The organism is Luteimonas yanweni, assembly GCF_039548475.1.
Lineage (GTDB): Bacteria > Pseudomonadota > Gammaproteobacteria > Xanthomonadales > Xanthomonadaceae > Luteimonas.
The window spans coordinates 67,900-92,721 of record NZ_JBCLVC010000014.1 but is presented as its reverse complement, the minus strand read 5'-3'; the positions used below and the strand labels follow the sequence as shown (position 1 = coordinate 92,721).

Annotated in this window: 27 protein-coding genes; 23 read left to right on the top strand and 4 right to left on the bottom strand. The window is 72.0% G+C overall.

The window, feature by feature from the left end; all coding sequences use genetic code 11:
- Window positions 1-103: 103 nt before the first annotated feature.
- Window positions 104-1,855, top strand: coding sequence for an EAL domain-containing protein (locus tag WCE39_RS10585; protein ID WP_343276652.1), 1,752 nt, complete (start codon window positions 104-106; stop codon window positions 1,853-1,855).
- Here the strand turns inward: WCE39_RS10585 and WCE39_RS10580 are convergent.
- The 4 genes from WCE39_RS10580 to flgA form a co-directional block, all read right to left on the bottom strand.
- On the bottom strand, window positions 1,849-3,099 hold the full coding sequence (locus WCE39_RS10580) for an ATP-binding protein (RefSeq protein WP_343276651.1): 1,251 nt from the start codon (window positions 3,097-3,099) through the stop codon (window positions 1,849-1,851). The two genes, WCE39_RS10585 and WCE39_RS10580, sit on opposite strands and share 7 nt — an antisense overlap.
- Window positions 3,096-3,443: a flagellar protein FlgN gene (locus tag WCE39_RS10575; protein WP_343276650.1), complete on the bottom strand. Its 348-nt coding sequence runs from the start codon at window positions 3,441-3,443 to the stop codon at window positions 3,096-3,098. Before WCE39_RS10575 ends, WCE39_RS10580 begins: the two co-directional genes overlap by 4 nt.
- Before the next feature lies 1 nt (window position 3,444).
- Window positions 3,445-3,750: a flagellar biosynthesis anti-sigma factor FlgM gene (flgM, locus tag WCE39_RS10570; RefSeq protein WP_343276649.1), complete on the bottom strand. Its 306-nt coding sequence runs from the start codon at window positions 3,748-3,750 to the stop codon at window positions 3,445-3,447.
- Window positions 3,751-3,832: 82 nt separating this feature from the next.
- The gene (flgA, locus tag WCE39_RS10565; protein ID WP_343276648.1) at window positions 3,833-4,549 is read right to left on the bottom strand and encodes a flagellar basal body P-ring formation chaperone FlgA; all 717 of its coding nucleotides are present in this window, start codon (window positions 4,547-4,549) and stop codon (window positions 3,833-3,835) included.
- A gap of 118 nt (window positions 4,550-4,667) precedes the next feature.
- Between flgA and WCE39_RS10560 the strand changes: the two genes are divergently transcribed.
- From WCE39_RS10560 to fliE, 22 genes are all read left to right on the top strand, one after another.
- The gene (locus WCE39_RS10560) at window positions 4,668-5,603 is read left to right on the top strand and encodes a chemotaxis protein CheV (RefSeq protein ID WP_343276647.1); all 936 of its coding nucleotides are present in this window, start codon (window positions 4,668-4,670) and stop codon (window positions 5,601-5,603) included.
- Window positions 5,604-5,661: 58 nt separating this feature from the next.
- A complete protein-coding gene (flgB, locus tag WCE39_RS10555; protein WP_343276646.1) occupies window positions 5,662-6,024 on the top strand; it encodes a flagellar basal body rod protein FlgB in 363 nt (120 codons plus the stop codon).
- 22 nt (window positions 6,025-6,046) lie between these two features.
- Window positions 6,047-6,454, top strand: coding sequence for a flagellar basal body rod protein FlgC (gene flgC, locus WCE39_RS10550; RefSeq protein WP_343276645.1), 408 nt, complete (start codon window positions 6,047-6,049; stop codon window positions 6,452-6,454).
- Window positions 6,455-6,479: 25 nt separating this feature from the next.
- On the top strand, window positions 6,480-7,151 hold the full coding sequence (locus WCE39_RS10545; protein WP_343276644.1) for a flagellar hook assembly protein FlgD: 672 nt from the start codon (window positions 6,480-6,482) through the stop codon (window positions 7,149-7,151).
- 50 nt (window positions 7,152-7,201) lie between these two features.
- Window positions 7,202-8,422, top strand: a complete 1,221-nt coding sequence (gene flgE / locus WCE39_RS10540; protein ID WP_343276643.1) for a flagellar hook protein FlgE — start codon at window positions 7,202-7,204, stop codon at window positions 8,420-8,422.
- A gap of 33 nt (window positions 8,423-8,455) precedes the next feature.
- A complete protein-coding gene (locus tag WCE39_RS10535) occupies window positions 8,456-9,202 on the top strand; it encodes a flagellar basal body rod protein FlgF (RefSeq protein WP_343276642.1) in 747 nt (248 codons plus the stop codon).
- A 30-nt stretch (window positions 9,203-9,232) separates the two neighbouring features.
- On the top strand, window positions 9,233-10,018 hold the full coding sequence (gene flgG, locus WCE39_RS10530) for a flagellar basal-body rod protein FlgG (protein WP_343276641.1): 786 nt from the start codon (window positions 9,233-9,235) through the stop codon (window positions 10,016-10,018).
- A gap of 8 nt (window positions 10,019-10,026) precedes the next feature.
- The gene (locus WCE39_RS10525) at window positions 10,027-10,764 is read left to right on the top strand and encodes a flagellar basal body L-ring protein FlgH (protein WP_343276640.1); all 738 of its coding nucleotides are present in this window, start codon (window positions 10,027-10,029) and stop codon (window positions 10,762-10,764) included.
- A 10-nt stretch (window positions 10,765-10,774) separates the two neighbouring features.
- The gene (locus tag WCE39_RS10520; protein ID WP_343276639.1) at window positions 10,775-11,896 is read left to right on the top strand and encodes a flagellar basal body P-ring protein FlgI; all 1,122 of its coding nucleotides are present in this window, start codon (window positions 10,775-10,777) and stop codon (window positions 11,894-11,896) included.
- Window positions 11,897-11,916: 20 nt separating this feature from the next.
- Complete coding sequence (gene flgJ / locus WCE39_RS10515) at window positions 11,917-12,978, top strand: flagellar assembly peptidoglycan hydrolase FlgJ (protein WP_452299583.1); 1,062 nt, start codon at window positions 11,917-11,919, stop codon at window positions 12,976-12,978.
- A gap of 3 nt (window positions 12,979-12,981) precedes the next feature.
- Complete coding sequence (gene flgK, locus WCE39_RS10510) at window positions 12,982-14,865, top strand: flagellar hook-associated protein FlgK (protein WP_343276638.1); 1,884 nt, start codon at window positions 12,982-12,984, stop codon at window positions 14,863-14,865.
- An 8-nt stretch (window positions 14,866-14,873) separates the two neighbouring features.
- On the top strand, window positions 14,874-16,076 hold the full coding sequence (gene flgL, locus WCE39_RS10505; protein WP_343276637.1) for a flagellar hook-associated protein FlgL: 1,203 nt from the start codon (window positions 14,874-14,876) through the stop codon (window positions 16,074-16,076).
- A 154-nt stretch (window positions 16,077-16,230) separates the two neighbouring features.
- The gene (locus tag WCE39_RS10500) at window positions 16,231-17,418 is read left to right on the top strand and encodes a flagellin (protein WP_343276636.1); all 1,188 of its coding nucleotides are present in this window, start codon (window positions 16,231-16,233) and stop codon (window positions 17,416-17,418) included.
- Between the two features lie 181 nt (window positions 17,419-17,599).
- Window positions 17,600-18,949: a flagellar filament capping protein FliD gene (fliD, locus tag WCE39_RS10495; protein WP_343276635.1), complete on the top strand. Its 1,350-nt coding sequence runs from the start codon at window positions 17,600-17,602 to the stop codon at window positions 18,947-18,949.
- Between the two features lies 1 nt (window position 18,950).
- A complete protein-coding gene (gene fliS / locus WCE39_RS10490; RefSeq protein ID WP_343276634.1) occupies window positions 18,951-19,343 on the top strand; it encodes a flagellar export chaperone FliS in 393 nt (130 codons plus the stop codon).
- Entirely contained in the window at window positions 19,340-19,621 is a 282-nt protein-coding gene (locus tag WCE39_RS10485) for a hypothetical protein (RefSeq protein WP_343276633.1), read from the top strand. Before fliS ends, WCE39_RS10485 begins: the two co-directional genes overlap by 4 nt.
- Entirely contained in the window at window positions 19,618-20,178 is a 561-nt protein-coding gene (locus tag WCE39_RS10480; RefSeq protein WP_343276632.1) for a PilZ domain-containing protein, read from the top strand. The genes WCE39_RS10485 and WCE39_RS10480 overlap by 4 nt, the downstream gene beginning before the upstream one ends.
- Before the next feature lie 53 nt (window positions 20,179-20,231).
- The gene (locus WCE39_RS10475) at window positions 20,232-20,900 is read left to right on the top strand and encodes a response regulator (protein WP_452299582.1); all 669 of its coding nucleotides are present in this window, start codon (window positions 20,232-20,234) and stop codon (window positions 20,898-20,900) included.
- A 201-nt stretch (window positions 20,901-21,101) separates the two neighbouring features.
- Window positions 21,102-22,508: an RNA polymerase factor sigma-54 gene (rpoN, locus tag WCE39_RS10470; RefSeq protein ID WP_343276630.1), complete on the top strand. Its 1,407-nt coding sequence runs from the start codon at window positions 21,102-21,104 to the stop codon at window positions 22,506-22,508.
- Complete coding sequence (locus tag WCE39_RS10465) at window positions 22,508-22,909, top strand: response regulator (protein ID WP_343276629.1); 402 nt, start codon at window positions 22,508-22,510, stop codon at window positions 22,907-22,909. Before rpoN ends, WCE39_RS10465 begins: the two co-directional genes overlap by 1 nt.
- Entirely contained in the window at window positions 22,906-24,387 is a 1,482-nt protein-coding gene (locus WCE39_RS10460; RefSeq protein ID WP_343276628.1) for a sigma-54 dependent transcriptional regulator, read from the top strand. The genes WCE39_RS10465 and WCE39_RS10460 overlap by 4 nt, the downstream gene beginning before the upstream one ends.
- A gap of 57 nt (window positions 24,388-24,444) precedes the next feature.
- Window positions 24,445-24,792 carry a flagellar hook-basal body complex protein FliE gene (gene fliE / locus WCE39_RS10455; protein ID WP_343276627.1) on the top strand — a complete coding sequence of 116 codons (348 nt, stop codon included), beginning with the start codon at window positions 24,445-24,447 and terminating at the stop codon, window positions 24,790-24,792.
- The last annotated feature ends 30 nt before the right edge of the window (window positions 24,793-24,822 follow it).

Sequence of the window (24,822 nt, the reverse complement as noted above, 5' to 3'; positions counted from 1 at the left end):
ACGTGCGCGACGCAATGGCTGGCCCAGGCCGGCCCGCGCCCGGATCCACGCCCGCCCGCCGCCGGAATGGCAGGCTCCGCCATCCACGGGCTACGCTGCGAAGATGAACTTCGGCTACCACGAATCCGCCAGCGTCCCGGTCGACCCCGTCACCTCGCTCTACCGGCTGGGCGCCGGCGGACCCAGCCTCGGCGCGATGCTCGCCGCCGCGCGCGCCAGCCTCCGCAGCGTCGCCCTGCTGCACGTCGACATCGACATGCTGCAGCTGGTCAACCTCAACATGGGCGAGGAGGTCGGCGACGAAGTGGTGGCGGCCGTGGCGCAGCGGCTGCTCAGGGCCATGCCGGGGGGCAGTCCGCTCTGGCGCCTGTCGGGCGACGAGTTCGTCGCCGGCATCGCCTACCGGGAAGGTGAACCCGATGGCGAAGCCCTTGCCGAACGGTTCCGCGATGCCCTCGAAGCGCCCCTGTCGATCCCGCCCTACAGTCTGCCGATGACGGTCTCGATCGGGATCGCCGTGTTCCCCGAACACGCCGCCGATGCCGCGTCCCTCCTGGCGAGCGCCGAACGCGCGCTGCGCGAAATCAAGCGCGCTGGCCACAACGCCGTCGGCCTGTTTTCCGGCACCATCGAGCCCGTCCGGACGGAGCTCGGGGGTCGCGGCCGTTTCGTGGGGCGCTTCCTGGAGGCGATGGACCGCAACGAGCTGCGCCTGTTCTACCAGCCACAGGTCGCCGCGCAGGACGGCGGCCTGGTGGGCTTCGGGGCGCTGCTGCGCTGGGACTCGCCGGAAAGCGGCCTGCTGCGGCCCAGCCGCTTCCTGGCCACGGTCGAGCGTGCCGGCCTGTCGAACCGGCTGGGGCTGTGGGTGGTGGATGCCGCCATGGCCCGGCTGGCGGACTGGCGCGACCGCGGCCTCGACTACCTGACCCTGTCGGTGCACATCGACAGCGTCCTGCTGGCGCGACCCGACTGCCTCGACGCCATCGGCGACCGGCTGCACCGGCACCAGCTGCGCGCAACCTCGCTGGAGTTCGAGGTTCCCGAGACGGCGCTGGCCCTGGACGCACACCGCGTCCACGACAACCTCACCGGACTGCGCGCGCTGGGCGCCACGCTGACCGTGCGGGATTTCGGCGTCGGCGGCCTCAGCTTCGCGGCGCTGGCGCAGTACCCGCTCGACCGGCTGCAGATCGGCCGCGGGTTCATCCGCAACGTCGCCAGCGATCCGCGCAGCGCCGCCATCGTGCGCGGCATCATCGCCATGAGCCACCGCCTGGGCATGAAGCTCACTGCCAAGGGCGTGGAGACGGAAGCCGAGCTGGGCTTCCTCCGCCGCAACCATTGCGATTTCTTCCTGGGCCACCTGTTCAGCCCGCCGCTTCCCGCCAACGAGCTGGACCCGCTGGTGCAGCGCCGGTTCCTGTTGCCGTCGGCATTCGCCGCCACGCGCCCGGAGCGCACCCTGCTGCTGCTCGACGACGAGGAGAACATGCTGCGTTCCCTGGTGCGGCTGTTCCGCCGCGACGGCTACAAGGTGCTCACCGCGAGCAGCGTGCGCGAGGCCTTCGACCTCCTGGCGAGCAACACCGTGCAGGTCATCGTGTCCGACCAGCGCATGCCCGACATGAGCGGCACGGCGTTCCTCGCCAAGGTGCGCGACCTGTACCCGGACACCGTGCGGATGGTGCTTTCGGGCTACACCGACCTGGCAACGATCACGGAAGCGATCAACCGCGGGGCGATCTACCGCTTCCTCACCAAGCCTTGGAACGACGACGAACTGCGCGGCCACATCGAAGCCGCATTCCGCTCCCACGAGCGCAACGCCGACGGCGCCTATCCCGGCTATTGATTCCGCGGCGCGCCGTTGCCGGGCTGGACCACCGGCAGCACCACGCGGAACGTGCTGCCGACGCCGGCCTCGCTCGTGACCTCGATCCGGCCGTGGTGCTTCGACACGATGCTGTATGCGATGGCCAGCCCGAGGCCGGTGCCGCGGCCGATCGGCTTGCTGGTGTAGAACGGGTCGAAGATGCGCGGCAGCGCATCGGCAGGGATACCGCAGCCGCTGTCGGCGATGCTGATCCAGGCCTCGCCATCCTCGGAACCGGTGGCGATATCGATGGTGCCGCGGTTGTCGATCGCCTGGCCGGCGTTGATCAGCAGGCTCATCAGCACCTGGTTGATCTCCGAAAGGTGGCATTCCACCAGCGGCAGGGTGCCGTAGTGCTTCTCCACGCGCACCTTGTACTTGAGGTCGTTCCAGACGATGTTGAGCGTGGACTCGAGGCCCTTGTGCAGGTCCGAGGGCCGCATCGGATCGCCCCGCCCGACGTATGAGAACTCCTTCAGGTCCTGCACGATCTTGGTCACGCGCTCGATGCCCTCGCGCGATTCGGACATCAGCTTGGGCAGGTCGCCGAGGATGAAATCGATGTCCAGCCGTTCGCGCATGGCGCGGACGGCGTCCCGCGCCGCGGCGGGATCGGCGGACTGCAGCGCCTCGTCGTGGCATTCGATCAGCGAGAACAGCGCGCTGATGTACTCCCGCAGCGTCCCCAGGTTGGAATGCACGTAGCCGATGGGGTTGTTGATCTCGTGCGCGACGCCGGCGGCGAGCAGGCCGATGGAGGCCATCTTCTCGGACTGCAGCAGCTGCTCCCGGGCGCCGGCGAGCCGGTGGTGCGCGGCCTGCAGCTCATCGTGGCGCTGCTGCAGCTCCACCTGGCGCGCGTTGCGCTGGGACACGTCGTCGAAGGTGACGAGATTGCGGTCGATGCCGTCGCCGGTCCCGTGGCCGTTTCGCACCACGATCTCGAGCACGACGCCCGAGGGCACCGTGATCTCGCCTGCCCAGCGGCCGGCGTCGCGCGCCTGCCGCCACGCGTTCGCGGGCAGCAGTGCGATCAATCCATCGGGGCCTTCGCCCGGGAGCGCGTGCTCGGCCAGCGTCCGGGCGGAGGGGTTGGCCTGCAGGATGCGGTAGTCGCCATCGAGCAGCATCACGGCATTCTCGGACGTCCGGAACATCCAGTGGATGTCGCCGTCGCCCGCACGCGCGCTGCGGTCCTGCCTGTCGTCGCCCTGCTGGCTCATCCCACTCCCAGACAGCGCGCCTGCGGTCGGGCGCCCGGCTGTCCACGCGAATCGTACACGCCGGTGGCCTCGACGCGACCCATGTGGCGCAGCGCCCAGCCCACCTCGCGCCGGCGCCGCGACAACAGCACGCCGTTGGCCTGGTTCTGCAAGCGCAGCGCCTCCAGGCGCTCGGCCGCCACCACCCCCGGCTGCGCCGCTTCGGCGCGCCGGAGCGCCGCGAGCTTGTCGGCCGTGGACGCGAGCAATGCGCCGACATCGTTCTCCAGCAAGGCCCGGCGTTCCGCATCCAGGGCGCGTTCCAGCGCTTCGAGGGGATGCTCGTTGGCGGCGACGGGATGCATCCTAGGACCCCAGCTGGCGCTCGAGGTCCAGCATGCGCGACGCCACCGCCTGCGCATCGACCCGGTAGCTGCCGTCGGCGATCGCCGCCTTCAGCGCGTTGACGCGTGCAAGGTCGATGCCGGCGGGGGCGGCGCCCAGTTCGCGCTCCAGCGCCTGCAGGCCCTCGGCCTCGCCGGTCAGGCGAATGCCCTCGGCAGCGGCCACGGGGGCGCTGCGCTCGGCACCCGCGCGCACGGCAGGCAGCGGCCGGCCGGTGGCTTCCGGTGGGCGCGTGATCGGCACGCTGCCGTCGATCTTGTGGGTCATGGCTGGCTCCTGATGCGTCCTGGTCGAGCACTGTAACGGCACCCGCCCGGGGAACTTGAACACGGTCGCGGCACGGCGCGGATCACGGCAGGAGCTCGACGATGCCCTCGGCCACCACGCGTCCCCGCAGGACGCGTCGCGACGACACGTTCTCGACCCCGATGCGGCCACCGGCCTGCGCCGGCCCCAGCGCCCGCCCGGGCATCCGCACCTCGACCCCGCCGCTGCGCGCGACCAGCACCACAGGATCGCCGCGACGCAGCGGCGACCCGAGCGCGAGGTCGGCCTCGGTCGGGACGACGCCGGGGGCCAGTGCCCGACTGGGCACGCGCCCGACCAGGACCGCGGGGTCGACGAACGTCGCACCGCCCACGGCGCCGACATCCCGGCGCTGGACCACCAGCTGGTCGGCGGTGATCGGAACGCCGGTGGCGGCAGGGGTGCGCAGCACGACCACATCAGCCTCGCGGCGCACGCGGACCGGCACGTAGACCCGCCAGCCCGGGCTGTCTTCGCAGCGCACCTGCGCGGTGGCCGGCCCGGTGGCGACGGCCTGCAGCGGCTGCGTGCACCGCGCGAGCCGCAGCGACGGCGCCAGCGTCGCCACGGCCGACTGGGCATCGCCCGCCCCGACCGCGGCCACCGCCGCCTCCGCGATCGCCTCCAGCGGCTGGAACGACACCGCCTGCGCACGCGCCTGCGAAGCGGCCCACAACAGCGCCGCGACCAGCGCCAGGACGCAGACGGCGACGGAGCGGGGAGCGGAACGGGGGGCGGCGCGGACGGCACGGGTGGGCATGGCACTCCTCGGGGACGGCTTGGCCCAGGGCGCTGCTGCAAGTGCCGTGCCGGCGGCGGAAGCCCGGGCCACGGCGCGCGGCACTCAAGATTCCGCAGCCGCGGCCGACACCTGCCCCATGAGCCAGGACCTGCTTGACCGCATCGACCAGCGCACCCGCCTGGCCGGCCACAACCGGCTGGCGCTCCTGCTGTTCCGCCTTGGCGGCCGTCAGCTTTTTGGCGTCAACGTCTTCAAGGTGAAGGAGGTCCTGGAGCGGCCGCCGCTGTTCACCCTGCCGCAGCTGCCCCCGGCCTTCGCCGGCGCCGCCGATGTCCGCGGGCGCAGCGTCCCCGTCCTCGACCTCGCCCGCGCCATCGGCCACGGCGACGGCACCGCCGAGCCGAACTACCTGGTGGTCACCGAGTTCAACAGGACGGTGCAGGGCTTCCTGGTGGCGGGCGTGGACCGGATCGTCAATATCGCCGTGGAGGACATCCAGCCGCCGCCCGACCTCGGCGGCGACTGCAACCACCTGACCGGCGTCGCGCGCCACCAGGGCGAGCTCATCCAGCTGATCGACGTCGAAAGCGTGTTGGCGGAGTCGGCCCCGCGCGGCAGCGACCTGGGCACCCTCCAGCCGCTCCCGGACACCGGCGGTCCGCGCGAGGTGCTGGTGGTCGACGATTCACGGGTGGCCCGGAACCAGATCCGCGCGGTGCTGGAGCAGCTCGGCCTGGAGGCGGTGCTGCTGTCGGACGGCCGCCAGGCCCTGGACCACCTGCAGGCCCTGGCCCGCAACGGGGATGCGCCGGCCGAACGCTATGCGATGGTGATCTCCGACATCGAGATGCCGGCCATGGACGGGTACACGCTGACGACGGAAATCCGTCGCGACCCGGCGCTGAGTGGACTGTTCGTACTGCTGCACACCTCCCTGTCCGGGGTTTTCAACCAGGCCATGGTCGAGCGCGTGGGGGCCGACGACTTCGTGCCCAAGTACTCGCAAAGCGAGCTCGCGCAGCGCGTGAGCGCACGCGTGGGCGCGCTGTGCGAGGTGCCGCCGGGGGCCTGAGGTGCGGCTGGCACGGCGCTTGCCTGCCTTCCAGGGCGTATCCGCCCCCGGAGGGCCCATGTCCGACTTCCTTGGCATCCACGGCACCGCGCTGGCCCTGCGCGAGCAGCGCCTGCAGCTGCTCAGCGCCAACATCGCCAATGCCGACACCCCGGGCTACAAGGCCCAGGACCTCGACTTCAACAGCGCCCTCGCCGCGGCGCTGCATCCCGCGTCGGCCGCGGCGGGCGATGCCATCGGCAGCGCCACCGACGCCGCCCGCTACGCCCGCGCCACGTCGCAGCCCAGCCTCGACGGCAACACCGTCGACGGCGACCGCGAGAACGCGATGTTCGCCCAGGCCACCCTCGAATACCGGGCGTCGATGTCCTTCGTCGAGTCCAAGGTGCGCTCGATGCTGACCGCGATCACCGGCCAGTGAACGCCATGGCCGGAGCCAACGCATGAGCAACCTTCCGATCTTCGACGTCGCCGGTTCGGCGATGAACGCGCAGTCGGTGCGCCTGAGCACCATCGCCTCCAACCTCGCCAACGCCAACTCGGTCTCCGGCGACCCGGACGCCGTGTTCCGCGCGAAGCAGCCGGTGTTCTCGGCGACGCCCATCGACGGCAACCCGGCGCTGGCCGGAGTCCGCGTCGATGCCGTCAACGACAGCACCGCCGCCCCGCTGCGCCGCTACGAGCCCGGCCATCCGCTGGCCGATGGCGAGGGCTACGTCTATGCACCCGACATCGACCCGGTGGCGCAGATGGTCGACCTGATCTCGGCGTCGCGCAGCTACCAGGCCAACGTCGAGGTCTTCAACGCCGCCAAGGAACTCGCCATGGCCACCCTGAACATGGGCCGCTGACGCGCGCCCTTTCCGAGGATCCAGCATGAACACCATCGCCACCGGAAGCGACCATGCGTCGCTCGGCCTCGGCCAGCAGCAGGTTTCGCGCAGCACCGCGCTGGGCCAGGCCGACTTCCTGCACCTGATGACCGAGCAGCTGAAGAACCAGGACCCGCTGAAGCCGCTCGACAACGCCCAGTTCCTCGGGCAGCTGGCGCAGTTCTCCACCGTGCAGGGCATCGAGGGCATGCAGGGCGCGATGTCGGCGATGGCCAGCGTGATGGAGTCCGACCAGACCCTGCGCGCGGCCGCGCTGGTCGGCCACGACGCCCTGGTCGCCGTGGAGTCGGTGCCGCTGGCCGAAGGCGCCGGCCTGCGCGGCGAAGTCGCAGCGCGCTCCGCCGGCCCGGTGACGCTGGACGTGGTCGATGCCAACGGCAACCGCGTCCGCCGCATGACCCTCGAGGCCGGCGCCGCGGGTGCCACCGCCTTCGAATGGGACGGCCGCGACGAAGCCGGCAACGCGGCGCCTGCCGGGACCTACGCCTTCCGCGCGGTTGGCGGTGCAGGCGACCCGTCCGCCCCCGCCGCCGACCTGCTGCCAGTGCGCGCCAACGCGCGCGTGGACAGCGTGTCCATCGAGCCCAACGGCCTGTTCCTCAACCTCGCGGGCATGGGCGCATTCCCGCTCTCCGCGATCCACCGCATCGGCTAGACCCGCCACGCGTCCGCGTGCACGGCGGACCCATCCCCAAGGAGCACACCATGAGTTTCCTCATTCCGCTGAGCGGCATGAACGCCGCGTCCGCCGACCTCAACATCACCTCCAACAACATCGCCAACGCCAACAGCACCGGCTTCAAGTCCTCGCGCGGCGAGTTCGGCGACGTGTTCGCGGTCTCGGGCTATGGGCTGTCCAGCAACACCATCGGCGCCGGCACCCGCCTTCAGCGCGTCGCGCAGCAGTTCGGCCAGGGCAACGTCGACTACACCGGCAAGTCGCTGGACATGGCGCTGTCGGGCCAGGGCTTCTTCACCCTGTCCGGCGGCGCCGGCCTGTCCTATTCGCGCGCCGGCAACTTCGGCGCCGACCGCGAGGGCTTCGTCGTGAATCCCGCCGGCCAGCGCCTGCAGGTCTTCCTGCCCAATGCCGGCGGCAACGGCTTCGACGCCGGGCGCATGGGCGACCTGCGCCTGGCGACCGGCGACTCCCCGCCGCGCGCCACCGGGCAGGTCGACCTGGGCGTCAACCTGCCCGGCAACGCCACCGCACCAACCGCGGCCCCGTTCGACGCCAACGACCCGGAGAGCTACAACCACACGACGTCGGTCACGGTGTACGACTCGCTGGGCGCCCCCCATTCGCAGTCGATGTATTTCATCAAGACCGCCAACCCCAACGAATGGCTGGTGCAGACGCAGATCGACGGCGTCGACGTCGGCGGCCCGCAGGCCCTGCAGTATTCCGACTCGGGGACCCTGCTTTCGCCGGCCAACGGCGAGATCGCGCTGCCCGCGCACGCCCCGCCCGGCGGCGCCGCGCCGATGGCGATCAGCCTCGAGCTCGACGGCTCCACCCAGTACGGCGACCGCTTCGGTGTCTCCGCCCTGGTCCAGGACGGCCACGCCACCGGCCGCCTGAGCAGCATCGAGGTCTCCGCCGAGGGCGTGATCAGCGCGCGCTACAGCAACGGCGAGTCCTCGCCGCTGGGCCAGGTCGCGCTCACCGACTTCGCCAATCCCCAGGGCCTGCAGCCCACCGGTGACAACGGCTGGGCGGAAACCCACGCCTCGGGCCAGGCACTGCGCGGGCCCGCCGGCACCGCCGAGTTCGGCCTGGTCCAGGGCGGCGCGCTGGAGGCATCGAACGTCAACCTGACCGAGCAGCTGGTGAACATGATCACGGCCCAGCGCAACTTCCAGGCCAACGCGCAGATGATCCAGGCCCAGGACCAGCTGACCCAGACGGTCATCAACATCCGCTGACCAGCTGGCGCCTGACGCCACAACGAGGCCCGCATGGACAAGTCACTCTACGTCGCGATGACCGGCGCCAGCGCCACCCTGCGGGGCCAGGCCACGGTCGCGCACAACCTCGCCAATGCCGACACCACCGGCTTCCAGGCCACCCTCAGCGGGACCGTGGCGTCGCCGGTCGAAGGGCCGGGCTTCGCTTCGCGGGTGGCCACGGTGCAGCGCACGCTGGGGGTCAGCGACGCCGCGGGTGCGCTGACCACCACCGGCAACCCGCTCGACGTCGCCCTCCAGGGCGACCGCTGGCTGGCCGTGCAGGACCGCAACGGCGGCGTCGCCTATACCCGTGCCGGCGACCTGAAACTCAACCAGAACGGGCTGCTGACGACCGCCGGCGGGCTGCAGGTCCTCGACGCGGGCGGCGCGCCGATGGCGCTGCCGCCCAGCGACGCGATCGAGATCGGCGGCGACGGCACGATCTCGGTGGTGCCGCAGGGCCAGCCGATGGCGACCATGGCGGCGATCGGACGCCTGCAGGTCGTTGTCGCCGGCACCCGCGACCTGGTCCGCGGCGATGACGGACTGATGCGCGCTCCGCCCGGCCGGGAGCCTCCGCCGCCGGCCAACGGCACCGTGCTCACCGCAGGCGTGCGCGAGGGCAGCAACGTCGACGCCACCGCGATGCTGGTGTCGATGATCGAGCTGGCGCGCCAGTTCGAGATGCAGGTACGGGTCTTGCAGAGCGGTGACGAGACCGCCCGCGCCGCCAACACCCTGCTGTCCTCGCGCTGAGCGCACCCACCGAACTGACGGACCACCGCCATGACCCAGGCTCTATGGATCGCCAAGACCGGCCTCGACGCGCAGCAGACGCGGATGGCGGTCATTTCCAACAACCTCGCCAACACCAACACCACCGGCTTCAAGCGCGACCGGGCGAGCTTCGAGGACCTGCTGTACCAGACCACCCGCCAGCCCGGCGGCGCGACGTCGGAGCAGACCACCCTGCCCACCGGCCTCTCGACCGGCACCGGCGTGCGCGTGGCCGCGACCTCCAAGGAATTCGCCCAGGGAAGCCTGGGCCAGACCGGCGGCGCGCTCGATGTCGCCGTCAACGGCCGCGGCTTCTTCGAGGTGCTGCTGCCCGATGGCAGCACCGCCTACACGCGCGACGGCAGCTTCCAGATCAACGCCCAGGGCGAGCTGGTGAACAACTCAGGCTTCCCGATCCAGCCGGGGCTGCAGCTGCCCGAGGGCGCGCAGGCGGTGACGATCGGCGCCGACGGCACGGTGAGCGTCCAGCTCGCCGGACAGGCTGAATCGGTGCAGGTCGGAGCGCTGACCCTGGCCGACTTCGTGAACCCGGCCGGCCTCCAGGCCAAGGGCGAGAACCTCTACATCGAAACCGGCGCCAGCGGTCCGGCGCAGAGCGGAGCGCCCGGCGAGAACGGCACGGGCCTCCTGGTCCAGGGTTCGCTGGAAGGCTCCAACGTCAACGTGGTCCAGGAGCTGGTGTCGATGATCGAGACCCAGCGCGCCTACGAAACAAATGCCAAGGCGATCTCGACCATCGATTCGATGCTCGCCTACCTCAACAACAAGCTGTGAGCACGCCGATGAAACCGCTTCTTGCCGGCGTCGCCCTGCTCGCCCTGTCCGGCTGCGCCACCGTGCTGGGCGATGCGCGCCCGTTCAACGCCCCGCCGGGCCCCGTCCGCGGCTACGCGGTCGCCGCGCCCGGACAGGCCGCGATGCCGGCGCCGGTGCCGGCAGCCGCCCATGACGGCGGTGGCGGTTCGATCTTCGCCGCCGCCGGCGGCGGTAGCGGCAACCGTGGCCTGCGCCTGTTCCAGGACAACAAGGCGCGCGGCGTCGGCGACCTGCTGACCATCGTGCTGGTCGAGAACACCCGCGCCAAGACCAATGCCCGCACCGCGGTCACCAAGGACAGCGGCGTGGGCATGGCGGCACCGACCATCTTCGGCCAGGGCGTCACCTACAACGGCCGGCCGCTGCTGCAGGCCGAGATCGAAGGCTCGCGCGACTTCGCCGGCGCCGGCGACAGCGCCCAGAGCAACCAGCTGGCCGGCAACATCACGGTCAGCGTCATCGAGGACCTCGGCAACGGCAACCTGCGGGTGGCCGGCGAGAAGCACATGCGCCTCAACCAGGGCGACGAGCTGGTGCAGATTCAAGGCCTGGTGCGGTCCGCCGATATCGGTCCCGACAACCGCATCACCTCCGATCGCGTCGGCGAGGCCGAGATCCTCTATGGCGGCCGCGGCACCCTGGCGCGCTCCAACGCCATGGGCTGGCTTGGCCGGTTCTTCAATTCCGCTGCATTCCCGTACTGAGGGCCGCGACATGAGCACCCGCATCGCGACCCGCCTTCCCCTCCTCGCCGCCGGCCTGCTGGCCGCGCTGCTGTCGGCCACCGCCCTGCCGGCCCGGGGCGAGCGCATCAAGGACCTTGCCCAGGTGGCGGGCGTCCGCGGCAACCCGCTGGTCGGTTATGGGCTGATCGTCGGCCTGGACGGCAGCGGCGACCGTACAAGCCAGACGCCGTTCACCGTGCAGAGCCTGAAGACCATGCTCGACCAGCTCGGCGTCACCCTGCCGCCGGGCGTGAACCCGCAGCTGAAGAACGTCGCCGCGGTCGCGATCCAGGCCGAGCTGCCTCCCTTCGCCAAGCCGGGCCAGACCATCGACGTGACCGTGTCCTCGATCGGCAACGCCGGCTCCCTGCGCGGCGGCAGCCTGCTGATGGCGCCGCTGAAAGGCGCCGACGGCCAGGTCTATGCGATCGCGCAGGGCACCCTGGTGGTCAGCGGATTCGGCGCGTCGGGCCGCGACGGCTCGCGCATTTCCACCAATGCACCCAACGCCGGCAGCATCCCCAACGGCGCCATCGTCGAACGCGCCGTGGCCGGTGCCGCGCCGAGCGGCGTGGTCACGCTGAACCTGCACGATGCCGACTTCACCACCGCCGCGCGCATCGTCGCCGCCATCGACGGCGCCTTCGGCCACGGCCGCGCGCGCGCGCTCGACGGGGTCACCATCGAGGTCACGCCACCGGCCGGTGACCGCATCGCCTTCCTGTCGCGGCTGGAAACGCTGGACGTGACCCCCGGCGCCGCGGCGGCCAAGGTCATCGTGAACGCACGCACCGGCACCGTGGTGATGGGCGGCGAGGTCTCGGTGATGCCGGCCGCGGTCTCGCACGGCTCGCTGACGGTCTCGGTGACCGAAAGCGTGCAGGTGAGCCAGCCCGGCGCCTTCGGCCGCGGCGGCACCGTGGTCGCGCCGCAGTCGTCGGTGGAGGTGAGCCAGGACGGTGGCCGCATGTTCCTGTTCGAAGGCGGCTCGTCGCTGGAGTCGATCGTGCGCGCGGTCAACGCCGTGGGCGCCGCACCGGGCGACATCGTCGCCATCCTGGAGGCGCTCAAGCGCGCCGGAGCGCTGCGCGCCGAACTCGAGGTGATCTGAGGCCCGGCCTCGGAGACAACATGATGCGCCTGTCCGCCACCAGCCCGATCGAGCTCGCACCTTCGCAGGCCACGCCGCGCGCGGACCTGGAGAAGGCCGCGCGCGAGCTGGAGACGCAGTTCGCGCAGATGTTGATCAAGAGCATGCGCAGCGCGTCGCCGGGGGATGGCCTGGCCGGCGGCGACACCCGCTACCGCGACATGTACGACCAGCAGCTTGCGCGCGAGCTCGGCAAGGGCCGCGGGCTTGGCCTGGCACCGATGATCATGCGCCAGCTGGAACGCGGCACGGGCGCGGGCGAGGCGACGTCACCGGGCGCCGCCGCATTGCCGCGCGCGCTGCCGATGCCCGGCACGGGCCCGGCCACTCCGCCGCTGCCGCTGGCGGCGGGCGGCGGAATGCCGTCGGCGCTGCAGCTCGCGCCCGCACGCGCAGGCGTTTCCCTGCCCGGCATGGACCTGCACGTGCATGCGCAGCCCGCGCCCGCGCTGCAGGCCCCGGACGCCGGCGACGCCATGCCCGACGGCGCCCGAGCCGCGATGGACGCCAGTTCGCCCGAGGCCTTCGTGCAGTCGATCTGGCCGCAGGCGCAGAAGGCCGCGGCCGAGCTCGGCGTTCCGGCGAAAGCACTGGTCGCACAGGCGGCGCTCGAGACCGGCTGGGGTCGCCGCCTGGCCGGCCGCGAAGGCGCCTCGTCGCTCAACCTGTTCGGCATCAAGGCGACCGGCGGCTGGCAAGGCGAGCGCATGCACGCGCGGACGCACGAGTTCGTCGCCGGCCGGCGGGTCGAGGAGCGCGCCGAGTTCCGTGCCTACGGTTCGGTTGCGGAGAGCTTCGCCGACTACACCCGCCTGATCGGCAAGGACCGCTACGCCGCCGCCCGCGGCACCGGCGGCGATGTCCATCGATTCGCCAGCGCGCTGCAGAAGGCGGGCTATGCCACCGATCCGTCCTATGCCGCCAAGATCACCGCCATCGCCAACGGCGACACGCTCAACCGCGCGCTGGCCACGATACCGGCGCGCGACGCCACTCCGGCCCGCTACGCCAGCGCGCCGGCTGCCGCCGGCAACAGGGGATAGCCCATGACAGGGATGCTCGGCTCCGGCACGTCCGCACTGCTCGCGTTCCAGCGCGCTCTGGGCACCGTCAGCCACAACGTCGCCAATGCCTCGACGCCCGGCTACAGCCGCCAGCGCGTCGAGCTGGCCGCACGCCCCGGCCAGCCGGAAGGCAGCGGATGGATCGGCCAGGGCGTCGACGTGGCCAGCCTGCAGCGGCTGGCCGACGGCCTGGTGTTCGCGCGCCAGGTCGACAGCAGCGGCGAACTGGGACGCCTGGGCCAGCTGTCTTCGCTGGCCGGGCGCGTCGACGCGCTGGTCTCCGATCCGGCGACGGGACTGTCCGCGCCCTGGTCGGCGTTCTTCACCGCCGCCGATGCGATCGCCGCCGAGCCGGGATCCACGGTGGCCCGCAGCCAGCTGCTGGCGGCGGGTGAACAGCTGGCCGGCCGCTGGCGCACGCTCGACGGGCAGCTGTCCGCGCTGGAGCACGAGGCCGGGCAGCGCCTGCAGGCGACGGTGTCCGACGCCAACCAGCTGGCCGGCGAAATCGCCGGCCTCAACCGCGCGATCATCGACGGCGGCCGCAACGTCTCGCCCGACCTGCTCGACGCCCGCGCGCTGCGCGTCGAACGCCTTGCCGGGCTGGTCGGCGCCGAAGCGGTCGCGCAGGACGACGGCTCGCTCAACGTGTTCACCGCGGGTGGCCAGCCGCTCGTGATGGGCGCGCGGTCAATGAAGCTCGCCACGGTGGCCGACCCCGCCCGCCCGGACCGCCAGCAGCTCGCCATCGACGGCCCCGGCGGCAAGGTGCGGCTGGCATCGGCCAGCGTGTCGGGTGAGCTGGGTGGCGTGCTCGAGTTCCGCGACCGCGTGCTCGACCCCGCGCGCGCCGAACTCGGACGCCTGGCCACGGTGTTCGCGACCTCCTTCAATGCCGCGCATCGCGCCGGGGTGGATTACGCCGGTGCGCCCGGTGCCGACTTCTTCACCCTGCCGCCGCCGCGCGTGGACGTGCACGCCGGCAACTCTGGCGGCGCATCCCTAGCCGCCCGCGTGGACGATGCGTCGGCGCTGACGGGTCATGACCTGGTGCTTGCCTTCGATGGGACGTGGACCGCCAGGCGCGCCGATACCGGCGAAGCGGTCGCACTGGGCGGCAGCGGCACCGCGGCCGACCCGTTCCGCGCGGGCGGCCTGCGCTTCGAAGTCGGCGGCGCGCCCGCGGCCGGCGACCGGTTCACGCTGCGGCCGGGCGCCGACGCTGCCGCCGGCCTGCGCGTCGCACTCACCGACCCGTCGCAGATCGCCGCCGCCGCGCCGCTGCAGGCCGGCAGCGATGCCGGCAACCTGGGCAGCGCTCGCGCGGCCTCGACCCGGGTCACCGATGCAGGCGCGTTTGCCGCGTTCAACGGCGCGTCTATCGAGTTCATCGACGCCGGCCAGTACACGATCGACGGCGCCGGCCCCTATCCCTACACCGCTGGCAGTCCGATCACGGCCCCAGGCGGCGGCTGGTCGCTGTCGCTGGACGGCACGCCCGCAGCCGGCGACGCCTTCAGCCTCGCCCGCACGCCGCCGCGCTCCAGCGACAACGGCAACGCCCTCGCGCTGGGCGCGCTCGACCAGCAGGCCATCCTGGATGGCGGCAGCCAGTCGCTCACCTCCGGGCTGTCGCAGCTCACCGCCCGGGTCGGCACCGACGCCCGCCACGCCGGCCTCGGACTCGAGGCCCAGACCGCCATCCACGCCCAGGTCAGCGCCGAGCGCGAGTCGGTGAGCGGCGTGAACCTGGACGAGGAAGCCGCGGACCTGATGCGCTTCCAGCAGGCCTACCAGGCCGCCGCGCAGGTCATCAGCACCGCTGATGCCATGTTCCAGACACTGCTGTCGGCCGTGCGCCGCTGAGGATCCCCATGAGCGCTCTCAGAATTTCCACCGCCGGGCTGTATGCGCAGGGCCTGCAGGGCATGTTGCAGCAGCAGCAGCGCGTGGCCCGCACCCAGCAGGAACTGGTCAGCCACAACAAGCTGCAGCGCGCCGCCGACGATCCGGCGGGCATGGCGCGCGCGCAGCGCCTCGATCACGCGCTGGCCTCGCTGGGCCAGCAGGAGCGCAACGCCAACCTGGTGCAGCACCGCCTGCGCTCGCAGGAATCGGCGCTCGGCGACGTCGGCGGCCAGCTCAACCGCGCGCGTGAGCTCGCCATCCAGGCCAACGCCGGCACGCTGTCCGCCGAGGACCGTGCATCGATCGCGGCGGACCTGCGCGCGGTGCGCAGCGAAATGCTCGCGATCGCCAATCGCGACGACGGCACCGGCCGCCGCCTGTTCGCGGGCACCCGCGACGGCGCCGCGCCGTTCGGCGACAGCGGCGGCGTGGTGGCATATGCCGGCGACGACGGCCGCAACGTGGTCGAGGTCGCGCCCGACCAGTGGGTTGCCGACGGTGACGCCGGCAGCGACGTTTTCATGCGCGTGCGGACGGGCGACGGGGTCGTGCGCGGCAGCGCTCTGGCCACCAACGCCGGCAGCGGCGTGCTGAAATCAAGCGCAGTGGCCAACCACGGCGCCTGGGCCGGGCAACCGTTGCGCGTGGAGTTCACCGGCGCCGACGCATGGCGCGTGCTCGATGCGGACGGCGCCGAAGTCGCGGCCGGCAGCTACGTCGATGGCGACACGATCGCCGCCGGCGGCATCCAGCTCACCCTCACCGGCGCACCGGCGGCGGGCGACACCTTTACCGTTGAACCCGCGCCCACGCGCGACATCTTCGCCACCCTGCAGGGCCTGGCCGACGCGCTCGACGTCCCGGTGGCCAGCGACGGCGAGCGCGCGCGGCGCGACAACCTCATCGGCGCGGCGCTGGGCGACCTTGCCACCGCCCAGAACCACATGCTCGCCCTGCGCGGCGCCACGGGTTCGCGGCTTGCCGCCCTGGACTCGGCGGAAGACGCGCGCAGCGCAGGCGACATGACGCTCACGCAGTCGCTGTCCGAGCTGCGCGACGTCGATGTCGCCGAAGCCGCCAGCCGCCTTGCGCTGCAGCTCACCGCGCTTGAAGCCGCACAGAAGACGATGCTGCGCGTGCAGACCCTCTCGCTGTTCGATCGCATGTAGCGATTCGCGGCTACCGCGCCCCAGGGCCCTAAAGCCTGTCAGCGCGGTGCCGTTATCACTGGCAGCAGCGGCGAGGGCCAATCCCGGCCAGCACCCTGCGAACACCGGCCCAGCCCTCTCGTCGCCGCCGGACCCAACCTTCCAGGAGATTCCCATGTCGTCTGTCATCAACACCAACGTGATGTCGCTGAACGCCCAGCGCAACCTGACCTCGTCCGGCGCCGACCTCGCCACCAGCCTGCAGCGCCTGTCGTCGGGCATGCGCATCAACAGCGCGAAGGACGACGCCGCCGGCCTCGCCATCTCGCAGCGCTTCACCACCCAGATCCGCGGCATGGACCAGGCCGCCCGCAACGCCAACGACGGCATCTCGCTGACGCAGACCGCCGAAGGCGCGATGGGCGAGATCGGCAACAACCTGCAGCGCATCCGTGAGCTGGCGGTGCAGTCGCGCAACGCGACCAACTCGCTTTCCGACCGCCAGGCGCTGAACGCCGAAGCCGAACAGCTGAAGTCCGAAATCAATCGCGTGGCTGGCCAGACGAACTTCAACGACGTCAAGCTGCTCGACGGCTCGTTCCAGAACCAGACCTTCCAGGTCGGCGCCAACCAGGGCGAGACGATCAACATCGGCGGCATCGTCGATGCCCGTACGTCGGCCCTCGGCAGCTGGACTTCCGTGGTCACCACGAACAGCGCGTCGGTGGCCGGTGTCGCACCGGCCGCGGCTGGGCTGGCTGCAGGTGACCTCACGATCAACGGCAGCGACGTGGGTGCTGTCACGGCCGGCGCCACCCCCGCCGCACAGGGTTCGGCCCTGGCAACCGCCATCAACGCCCTGACGGCCACCACCGGTGTCACGGCCGCTGCCGACGCCTCCACCGGCGCCCTCACGCTGACCTCGACCGGCAACGCGGCGATCATCGTCGGCGGTGACAGTGCCAACGCCGCCGCTACCGCGGCCGCCACCGGCATGGCATTCGGCAGCACGGCGGCGACCCCGACCACCACGCCTGGCACCGCTCAGACCGGTTTCGCCAACATCGACATCACCACGGCCGAAGGCGCCGACAACATGATGCTGGCCATGGACGCAGCGCTGAACTCCATCAACACCGCGCGCGCCGACATGGGTGCGATCCAGAACCGCTTCACCTCGGTCGTCGCCAACCTGTCGACCACCAGCGAGAACCTGTCGGCCGCCCGCAGCCGGATCCAGGACGCCGACTTCGCCAAGGAATCGGCGCAGCTCAGCCGCAACCAGATCCTGCAGCAGGCCGGCACCGCGATGCTGGCACAGGCCAACCAGTCGTCGCAGGGCGTGCTGAGCCTGCTCCGCTGATGGACCGCACGGGGCGCGGCTGCGGCCGCGCCCCGTGCTTTTGTCGTTCCGCCACGCGTTCCATCCGCTCCACCGCAGCACCCCGAATCCTGTCCGCCGAGGAGCCCACCATGTATCGCCAGCGCACTGAACGCCCGGTCCATGCCGCTGCTTCGACGAATACCCTCCGGCAGGCGCCGCGATGAGCACCACCATCGGCACCGCCGGCAAACTCGACGTCCCGACCATGGTCGCGCAGCTGGTCGCCGCCGACCGCGCCCAGCCCGATGCCCGCATCGATCGCGGCGAGCGCCAGGTCAATGCGCAAGTCTCCGCCATCGGCATGCTGCGCAGCGCGTTCGCCGCGCTCGGCACCGCCGTCACCGCGCTTACCTCCAACGACAACATCCAGGCACGCAAGGCGATCCTGCCCGCCGAGGCCAACTTCTCCGCGACCACCAGCGCCGGCGCCGCCGCCGGCCGCTACCAGGTCGAGGTGCTGCAGCTGGCCAGCGCGCAGAAGCTGACTTCCGGCGCGTTCGCCGCCGATGCCGCCGTCGGCACCGGCACGCTCACCATCAGCGCCGGCGAGACCACGCTCACCATCGACATCGCCGCGCCGGACAACACCCTGGCCGGCATCCGCGACGCCATCAACGCCAAGGCGGGCGGCAGGACCGTCACCGCCAGCATCGTCACCGGCGACGACGGCCCGCACCTGGTCCTCAACGCCGTCGACACCGGCACCGCCGGTGCACTCACCATCACCGCCAGCGGCGGCGAGGGCGGCCTGTCCGCGCTCGCCTACGATCCCGGCGGCGAATCCGGCCTCGCCCAGCTGCTGCCCGCCGCCGACGCCCGCGTGAAAGTCGACGGCATCGAACGCACCAGCTCCGCCAACACCCTCGCCGAGGTCATCAGCGGTGTCAGCGTGACCCTGACCAAAGCCGAACCCGGCACCGTGCGCGAGCTGCGCATCGAGGGCGACGCCAGCCTGCAGCGCAACGCCGCGAAGACTTTCGTCGGCGCCTACAACGCCGCGCTCGGCGCGATCGCGCAGACGACGTCCTACAACACCGCGACCAGGGTCGGCGCGCCGCTCAACGGCGACTCGATGGTGCGCAACACCGCGCGCGACCTGCGCGACACCGTCAGCGCCAACGTCAACGACCTCAAGGCGATGGGCATCACCATCAACAAGGACGGCACGTTGAAGCTCGATGAGGCCGCTTTCGACGCCGGCCTGGCCGCGGACCCGGCGATCCCGGCACGCCTGTTCGCGGCCGAGGGCGATGGCCTGGCGGCAAAGATCGATGGCGTCGTCGATCGCCTGGTCGAGCCCGACGGACTGCTCGAGGGCCGCAGCGACAGCCTTGCCCAACGCACGAAGTCGCTGCAGACCCAACGCAGCGCGCTCGACTTCCGCATGACCCAGGCCGAGTCGCGCTACCGCACCCAGTTCACCGCGCTCGACCTGCTGTTGAGCAGCCTGCAGACCAGCAGCGACTACCTCACCCAGCAGATCGCCGCCTTCGACACCAACCGGGAATGACATGAACGCCCGCAGCCTCGCCAACCAGTACCGGCAAACCGGCGTCTCCAGCGCAGCGCTGGAAGCCAGCCCCCACCGCCTGATCGCGCTGATGCTCGCCGGCGCGCGCGAACGTGCCCGCCTGGCCGCCGCCTGCGTGCAGCGCGGCGACCTGCCGCGTAAATCCCAGGCCATCAGCGATGCCAGCGCGATCATTGGCGGCCTCAACGGCGCCCTGAACCTGGAAGCCGGCGGCGAGATCGCCGACGGCCTGCAGGCCCTGTACGACTACGCACAGCGGCGCCTCCTCGCCGCCAACCTCGAGAACGACGCGGCGCCGCTGCACGAGGTCGATGACCTGCTGGGCGACATCGAATCGGCATGGCTCGCGATCGCCCCGCCGGAGCCGGCGTGATCCCGCTGCTTCCCGCCGACGAGGTCCGCGCCGCGATCACGGCCGAGGACTGGGAGCTCGCGTCCGGACTCCTGCAGGCGCACGACGGCCGCGTGGTCGCGGCACTGTCGGGCGTCGACGTCACCACCGAGCCGCGCGCGCCCTGGATCGACCTGCTGGCGGCGCAGCGCGCGCTTGCCGCCGAACTTCTCGCCGCGCGTGACGAGGTCGCCCGCGCCCTGGGCAAGCTCGGCCACGACCAGCGCGGCGCGCGCGCCTGGCAGCGGGCCCTGGCATGACCACGCCCGCGGCCGCCGCCGACCGGCTGCTGTTCGAGGACAGCCTCGCCTGCGAGGAGCTGCGACCCGCCGCCTTCGTGCCCCGGATGGCGGGCGCCGACCAGGTGTTCGCGGCCAGCGGCGAAGCGCTGCTGCGCGCGCTTGCGGTGGTGGAGGACGGTCCGCGGCCGGAGGAGCCGGAAACCGGCGACCACGCCCTGCCGCGCATCGAGGCCAAGCTCGACCTCCTCACCACCCTGGTCGCGGGCCTGTGCCGCCTGGACGACGACCCCGTGCGACCGCTGCGGTGGTCGGCGCGTGGCGCCTGCCTGGTGCTGGACGCAGCTCCAGCCGCCGGCGGCAGCGGCCTGTTCCGGGTGCGGCCGGCCGACTGGCTGCCATCGACCCTGCTCCTGCCCGCCACCGAAATCGCACGCGAAGCGGTCGGGGGCGGGGTGCGGTGCTGGCTGCGCTTCGACGCGCTGCCCGGGGCGCTGGAGGCCGCGCTGGAGCGCCACCTGTTCCGCATCCACAGGCGCGCGGTGGCCGAGAGCCGCAGGCCACGACAGGATTTCTGAGACAAGGATCACAATTTTCCGCCGCCTGCGTGCCTCCCTGCGATCGCGCCGCTATGGTGTTGCAGCACGTAGAGGGGGCAATGGCGTTGTTGCGAGTACTGATCTGCGATGACCACACGCTGGTGCGTGCGGGCCTGCGCCGGCTGCTGGATTCGTTCGCGGATATCGAAGTGGTCGCCGAGGCGAACAGCGCCGACGAGGTGGTGATCCGTGCGCGCGAGGTGCTGCCCGACGTCGTGCTGCTGGACCTGTCGATGCCGGGCCGCAACGGGTTCGACGCGCTGGTCGAGCTGCGCCGCAGCTCCCCGGAATGCGCGGTGGTGATCATGTCGATGCACGACGATGCGCTGCACGTGCGCGAGGCGCTGGCGCGCGGCGCCATGGGCTTCGTGGTCAAGGAGGCCGCGCCGGCCGAACTCGAGATCGCCCTGCGCGCCGCCGCGGCCGGGCGGACCTACCTCAGCCCGCAGGTCTCGGCGCCCCAGCTGCAGGGGTATCGCAACGGCGCGCGCGGCGAAGGCAACGTCGATGCGCTGCCGCGCCGGCAGCGCGAGATCCTGGATGCCCTTGGCGCCGGCCGCACCACCAAGCAGATCGCCGGCGACCTCGGGATCAGCGTCAAGACGGTCGAAACCCACCGCGCGCGGATCATGGAAGCACTCGGCTGCCGCAACGCGAGCGAGCTGCTGCGGATCGCGCTGCGCCTGCACGACCGCCCCTGATCCGACTGACGCAGCGCGTCGCTTCGCGTCACCTCTTCCCGCGGCGCGTCGAAACCATGACGCAATGTCGGGGCGCCCCCTACACGCGGGAGGGAAAGCCCCTAGCCGGACCCGGGTCCGCCCTGATTCGGGTTCCGTCACGCGCCGCTCACGATGGGACTCCTGGCCGACGCGACGTCGGCGCTCGCGGAGTCGGTGGTCATGAAAGGCAATATGCGTGCCGGGCTGGTCCAGGGCGTCAAGCTGACGCCGCAGCTGCTGCAGTCGATCCGCCTGCTGCAGCTGACCGCCCCGCAGCTGGAACAGGAGCTGCTGCAGGCACTCGAGCACAACCCGCTGCTTGAGCATGACGACACCGACGACGGCGCCGCTTCCGGCGCCGGGGACGCGCCGGACGCGGCGGCTGTCGAAGCGTCGGCCTGGGACGAGCTCCCGGAGCCGGCATTCCTGTCCGGGGGCAGCGGCGCACCCGGGGGCGGCGGCGGCGACGACGCCACCCAGCGCATCGCCGACGGCGAATCCAGCGACCCGCGCCTGCGCCTGCTTCGCCTGCTGGCCCTGCACTGGGCGCCGCGCGACCTCGAGGTTGCCGCCTGGTGGCTCGACCACTGCGACGACCGCGGCTACCTGGAGCAGCCGCTGGACCAGCTGCTTGCCGCCGCGCGCGCGGCCTTCCCGCGCCGCGGCGACGATGTCGACACCCTGCGCCTGCGCCTGCTGCACGGCGACTGGCCGGGCATGGCCGCCACCGATGCCGCCGAATGCCTTGGCGCGCAGCTGCGCGCGCTGCCCGAAGACGCGACCCGCGCGCTCGCCGCCCGGATCCTCGCCATGCACATGGACCTGCTCGCCGCGCACGACCACGGCGCCCTGGCCGCGGCGACCGGCGCCGATCCCGCCGCCATCGAGGCCGCGCTGTCGCTGGTCCTCGGCCTGCGCCCGCACCCTGTACAGGCGCCGGCCGCATCAACGCACGAGCACATCGTCCCCGACGTCGTCGCCTGGCAGGGCGGCGGGGCGTGGCGCGTGGCCCTCAACCGCCGCGGCATGCCGCAGGTCCGCATCGCGGCGCACTGCGAGCGCGCGCTTGCCGGCAGCGGCCACGTCGCGCTGCGCGGCCTGCTCGACGAGGCCCGCTGGCTGGTGCGCGGCGTCGCGATGCGGAACGACACCCTGCAGCGCACCGCGCAGGTGCTGGTCGAACGCCAGCGCGCGTTCCTCGACCAGGGGCCGGAAGCGATCGTCCCGCTGACGCTCCGCGAGGTCGCCGACGCCATCGGCATGCACGAATCCACGGTGTCGCGCATCGTCAGCGGCAAGTACATCCAGACCCCCCGCGGCACCTTCGAGCTCAAGCGGCTGTTCGCCGTGCGACTCGAAGGCGCGGGGATCGCGGGCACCGCGGTCAAGGCCATGGTCAAGCGCCTGATCGATTCCGAACCCGCCAACGCCCCACTGGCCGACGACGTGATCGCCGGCCTGCTTGCCCGCCAGGGCGTGCGCATCGCCCGGCGCACCGTGGCGAAATACCGCGACCAGCTCGCGATCGGCCCCGCCCGCGCGCGCCAGCGACTCGCCCCGCGCCAGGCACGACAGGAGTGCATGTGATGCGCCAGGTTTCCGTATTGCTGGTCGACGACCACGCCGGCTTCATTTCCGCAGCGATGCGCCACCTGCGCAGGCTGCCCTGGCTGACCGTCGCCGGGACCGCCGGCAACGGCGTCGAGGCCATCGCCCAGTGCGAGGTGCTGCGCCCGGACGTGGTCCTGATGGACCTGGCCATGCCGGAAATGGGTGGCCTGCAGGCCACGCGCCTGATCAAGGCCCAGGACAACCCGCCCTACATCGTCATCGCCAGCCATTTCGACGACGGCGAGCACCGCGAGCATGCGCTGCGCGCCGGTGCCGATGCCTTCGTCAGCAAGCTCGCCTACATCCACGAGATCCTGCCCCTGCTCGAGGCGCGTGCGCGCGGCGACGGCGATGCCGGCGCGGAGGCATCGGCATGAGCGAGTCCCGCATCCTCGTCATCGACCGGGACGGCGCACGCGCCGAGCGCGTCGCGACCCTGCTCGAGTTCATGGACTTCACCCCGCGCCTGGTCGACGACGCCGGCGACATCGACCTGGACCGCGCGCGCGGCAGCGACTGGGTCGCGATCGTGGTCGGCGCGGTCGGTAACGGCGAGGGCTGGCAGAGGTTTGCCGCATGGCTCGCCACCCAGGCCCTGCATCCGCCGGTGCTGGAGCTGCCCGGACACGACGCCGACGCCGCCTGGCGTGCCAGCCTGCACCCGCAGTCGGTGTGGCCGCTGGCGTTCCCGATCCGCCGCACCCAGCTGCAGGAAGCACTGCGCCGCGCCAGCCTCAAGCGCCTCGACGACGATGCCCGCCGCGAGGTGCCGACCTTCGGCCCCACCGGGCGGAGCGCCGGCGTGCTGCAGCTCAACCGCATGATCGACCAGGTCGCGCCGCACGACACCACGGTGCTGGTGCTGGGCGAGTCCGGGACCGGCAAGGAGGTCGCCGCGCGCGCGCTGCACGCGCGGTCGTCGCGCCGCGACAAGCCCTTCGTGGCGATCAACTGCGGCGCGATCCCGGCCGACCTGCTGGAAAGCGAGCTGTTCGGCCACGAGAAGGGTGCGTTCACCGGCGCGCTCACCCAGCGCAAGGGCCGCTTCGAGATGGCCGAGGGCGGCACCCTGCTGCTGGACGAGATCGGCGACATGAGCCTGCCGATGCAGGTCAAGCTGCTGCGGGTGCTGCAGGAACGCTGCTTCGAGCGCGTCGGCGGCACCACCACGATCAAGTGCGACGTCCGCGTCATCGCCGCCACCCATCGCGACCTCGAGGACCGGATCGCCAACGGCGAGTTCCGCGAGGACCTGTTCTACCGCCTGAACGTGTTCCCGATCGAGATGCCGGCGCTGCGCGAGCGCGGCGAGGACCTTGCCGACCTGGTCGACGCGATCACCCGGCAGCTGGCCAAGGCCGGCCGCGGCCAGGTGTCGCTGGCCGGCGACGCCGTGGCGGTGCTGCGCCACCACGCCTGGCCGGGCAACGTGCGGGAGCTCAGCAACCTGCTGGAGCGCCTGGCGGTGCTGCACCCGGGAGGCACCGTGCGCGCCGCGGACCTGCCGGCGCGCTACCGGGCCGCCGCCGCGGCCGCAGGCGACGTCCCCTGCGACCCGCCCGCCGCCTCGCCCGACGCCACGGCCACGACGCCCGCGGCGGTGGACCCGGCACAGCTGTCGCCGACCACCACGCTGCCGCCGCAGGGCATCGACCTGCGCGGGCACATGGCCGGCATCGAACTCGAGCTGCTGCGCGCCGCGCTGGAACAGTCCGGCGGCATCGTCGCCCACGCGGCCCCGCTGCTCGGCCTGCGCCGCACCACGCTGGTGGAGAAGCTTCGCAAGTACGGGATCGACCGCGACCACCCCGCCGGCAAGGCGCCTGACGACGGCAGGCGGGCGGCGGCTTTCTGACGCCCGCGTGGCACGGGACTTGCCTGACTGCAGGCAGACCGACCGGCGGCCCACGCGATGACTGATGCCATCTCCTCGATCCTTTCGCAGATCCGCGCACACGAGCAGCGCACGGTCGCCCCGCGCGGCGACGTCGCGCCGTCGAACGCGATCGACGTCGGCGGCGTGGCCAAGGCGCAGGCTCCCGGATTCGCGGAAACCCTGTCCAGCACCATCGACAGGGTCAGCGCGACCCAGGCCAACGCCGGCGCCCTGCAGCACGCGTTCGAGCTTGGCGACCCGCGCGCCGACCTCGCCCGGGTGATGGTGGCGATGCAGCAGTCGCAGGTCGCGTTCCGGGCCACGGTCGAAGTCCGCAACCGCCTGGTCCAGGCCTACCAGGACGTCATGAACATGCCGATCTGACCCTGCGCCGCACCCGCTGCGCCGTCCCCG

Bases quoted from the DNA above. Each gene is read 5' to 3' on its own strand.
- WCE39_RS10585 (WP_343276652.1), top strand. From the start codon at position 104: ATGAACTTCGGCTACCACGAATCCGCCAGCGTCCCGGTCGACCCCGTC.
- WCE39_RS10580 (WP_343276651.1), bottom strand. From the start codon at position 3,099: ATGAGCCAGCAGGGCGACGACAGGCAGGACCGCAGCGCGCGTGCGGGC.
- WCE39_RS10575 (WP_343276650.1), bottom strand. From the start codon at position 3,443: ATGCATCCCGTCGCCGCCAACGAGCATCCCCTCGAAGCGCTGGAACGC.
- flgM (WP_343276649.1), bottom strand. From the start codon at position 3,750: ATGACCCACAAGATCGACGGCAGCGTGCCGATCACGCGCCCACCGGAA.
- flgA (WP_343276648.1), bottom strand. From the start codon at position 4,549: ATGCCCACCCGTGCCGTCCGCGCCGCCCCCCGTTCCGCTCCCCGCTCC.
- WCE39_RS10560 (WP_343276647.1), top strand. From the start codon at position 4,668: ATGAGCCAGGACCTGCTTGACCGCATCGACCAGCGCACCCGCCTGGCC.
- flgB (WP_343276646.1), top strand. From the start codon at position 5,662: ATGTCCGACTTCCTTGGCATCCACGGCACCGCGCTGGCCCTGCGCGAG.
- flgC (WP_343276645.1), top strand. From the start codon at position 6,047: ATGAGCAACCTTCCGATCTTCGACGTCGCCGGTTCGGCGATGAACGCG.
- WCE39_RS10545 (WP_343276644.1), top strand. From the start codon at position 6,480: ATGAACACCATCGCCACCGGAAGCGACCATGCGTCGCTCGGCCTCGGC.
- flgE (WP_343276643.1), top strand. From the start codon at position 7,202: ATGAGTTTCCTCATTCCGCTGAGCGGCATGAACGCCGCGTCCGCCGAC.
- WCE39_RS10535 (WP_343276642.1), top strand. From the start codon at position 8,456: ATGGACAAGTCACTCTACGTCGCGATGACCGGCGCCAGCGCCACCCTG.
- flgG (WP_343276641.1), top strand. From the start codon at position 9,233: ATGACCCAGGCTCTATGGATCGCCAAGACCGGCCTCGACGCGCAGCAG.
- WCE39_RS10525 (WP_343276640.1), top strand. From the start codon at position 10,027: ATGAAACCGCTTCTTGCCGGCGTCGCCCTGCTCGCCCTGTCCGGCTGC.
- WCE39_RS10520 (WP_343276639.1), top strand. From the start codon at position 10,775: ATGAGCACCCGCATCGCGACCCGCCTTCCCCTCCTCGCCGCCGGCCTG.
- flgJ (WP_452299583.1), top strand. From the start codon at position 11,917: ATGATGCGCCTGTCCGCCACCAGCCCGATCGAGCTCGCACCTTCGCAG.
- flgK (WP_343276638.1), top strand. From the start codon at position 12,982: ATGACAGGGATGCTCGGCTCCGGCACGTCCGCACTGCTCGCGTTCCAG.
- flgL (WP_343276637.1), top strand. From the start codon at position 14,874: ATGAGCGCTCTCAGAATTTCCACCGCCGGGCTGTATGCGCAGGGCCTG.
- WCE39_RS10500 (WP_343276636.1), top strand. From the start codon at position 16,231: ATGTCGTCTGTCATCAACACCAACGTGATGTCGCTGAACGCCCAGCGC.
- fliD (WP_343276635.1), top strand. From the start codon at position 17,600: ATGAGCACCACCATCGGCACCGCCGGCAAACTCGACGTCCCGACCATG.
- fliS (WP_343276634.1), top strand. From the start codon at position 18,951: ATGAACGCCCGCAGCCTCGCCAACCAGTACCGGCAAACCGGCGTCTCC.
- WCE39_RS10480 (WP_343276632.1), top strand. From the start codon at position 19,618: ATGACCACGCCCGCGGCCGCCGCCGACCGGCTGCTGTTCGAGGACAGC.
- WCE39_RS10475 (WP_452299582.1), top strand. From the start codon at position 20,232: ATGGTGTTGCAGCACGTAGAGGGGGCAATGGCGTTGTTGCGAGTACTG.
- rpoN (WP_343276630.1), top strand. From the start codon at position 21,102: ATGAAAGGCAATATGCGTGCCGGGCTGGTCCAGGGCGTCAAGCTGACG.
- WCE39_RS10465 (WP_343276629.1), top strand. From the start codon at position 22,508: ATGCGCCAGGTTTCCGTATTGCTGGTCGACGACCACGCCGGCTTCATT.
- WCE39_RS10460 (WP_343276628.1), top strand. From the start codon at position 22,906: ATGAGCGAGTCCCGCATCCTCGTCATCGACCGGGACGGCGCACGCGCC.
- fliE (WP_343276627.1), top strand. From the start codon at position 24,445: ATGACTGATGCCATCTCCTCGATCCTTTCGCAGATCCGCGCACACGAG.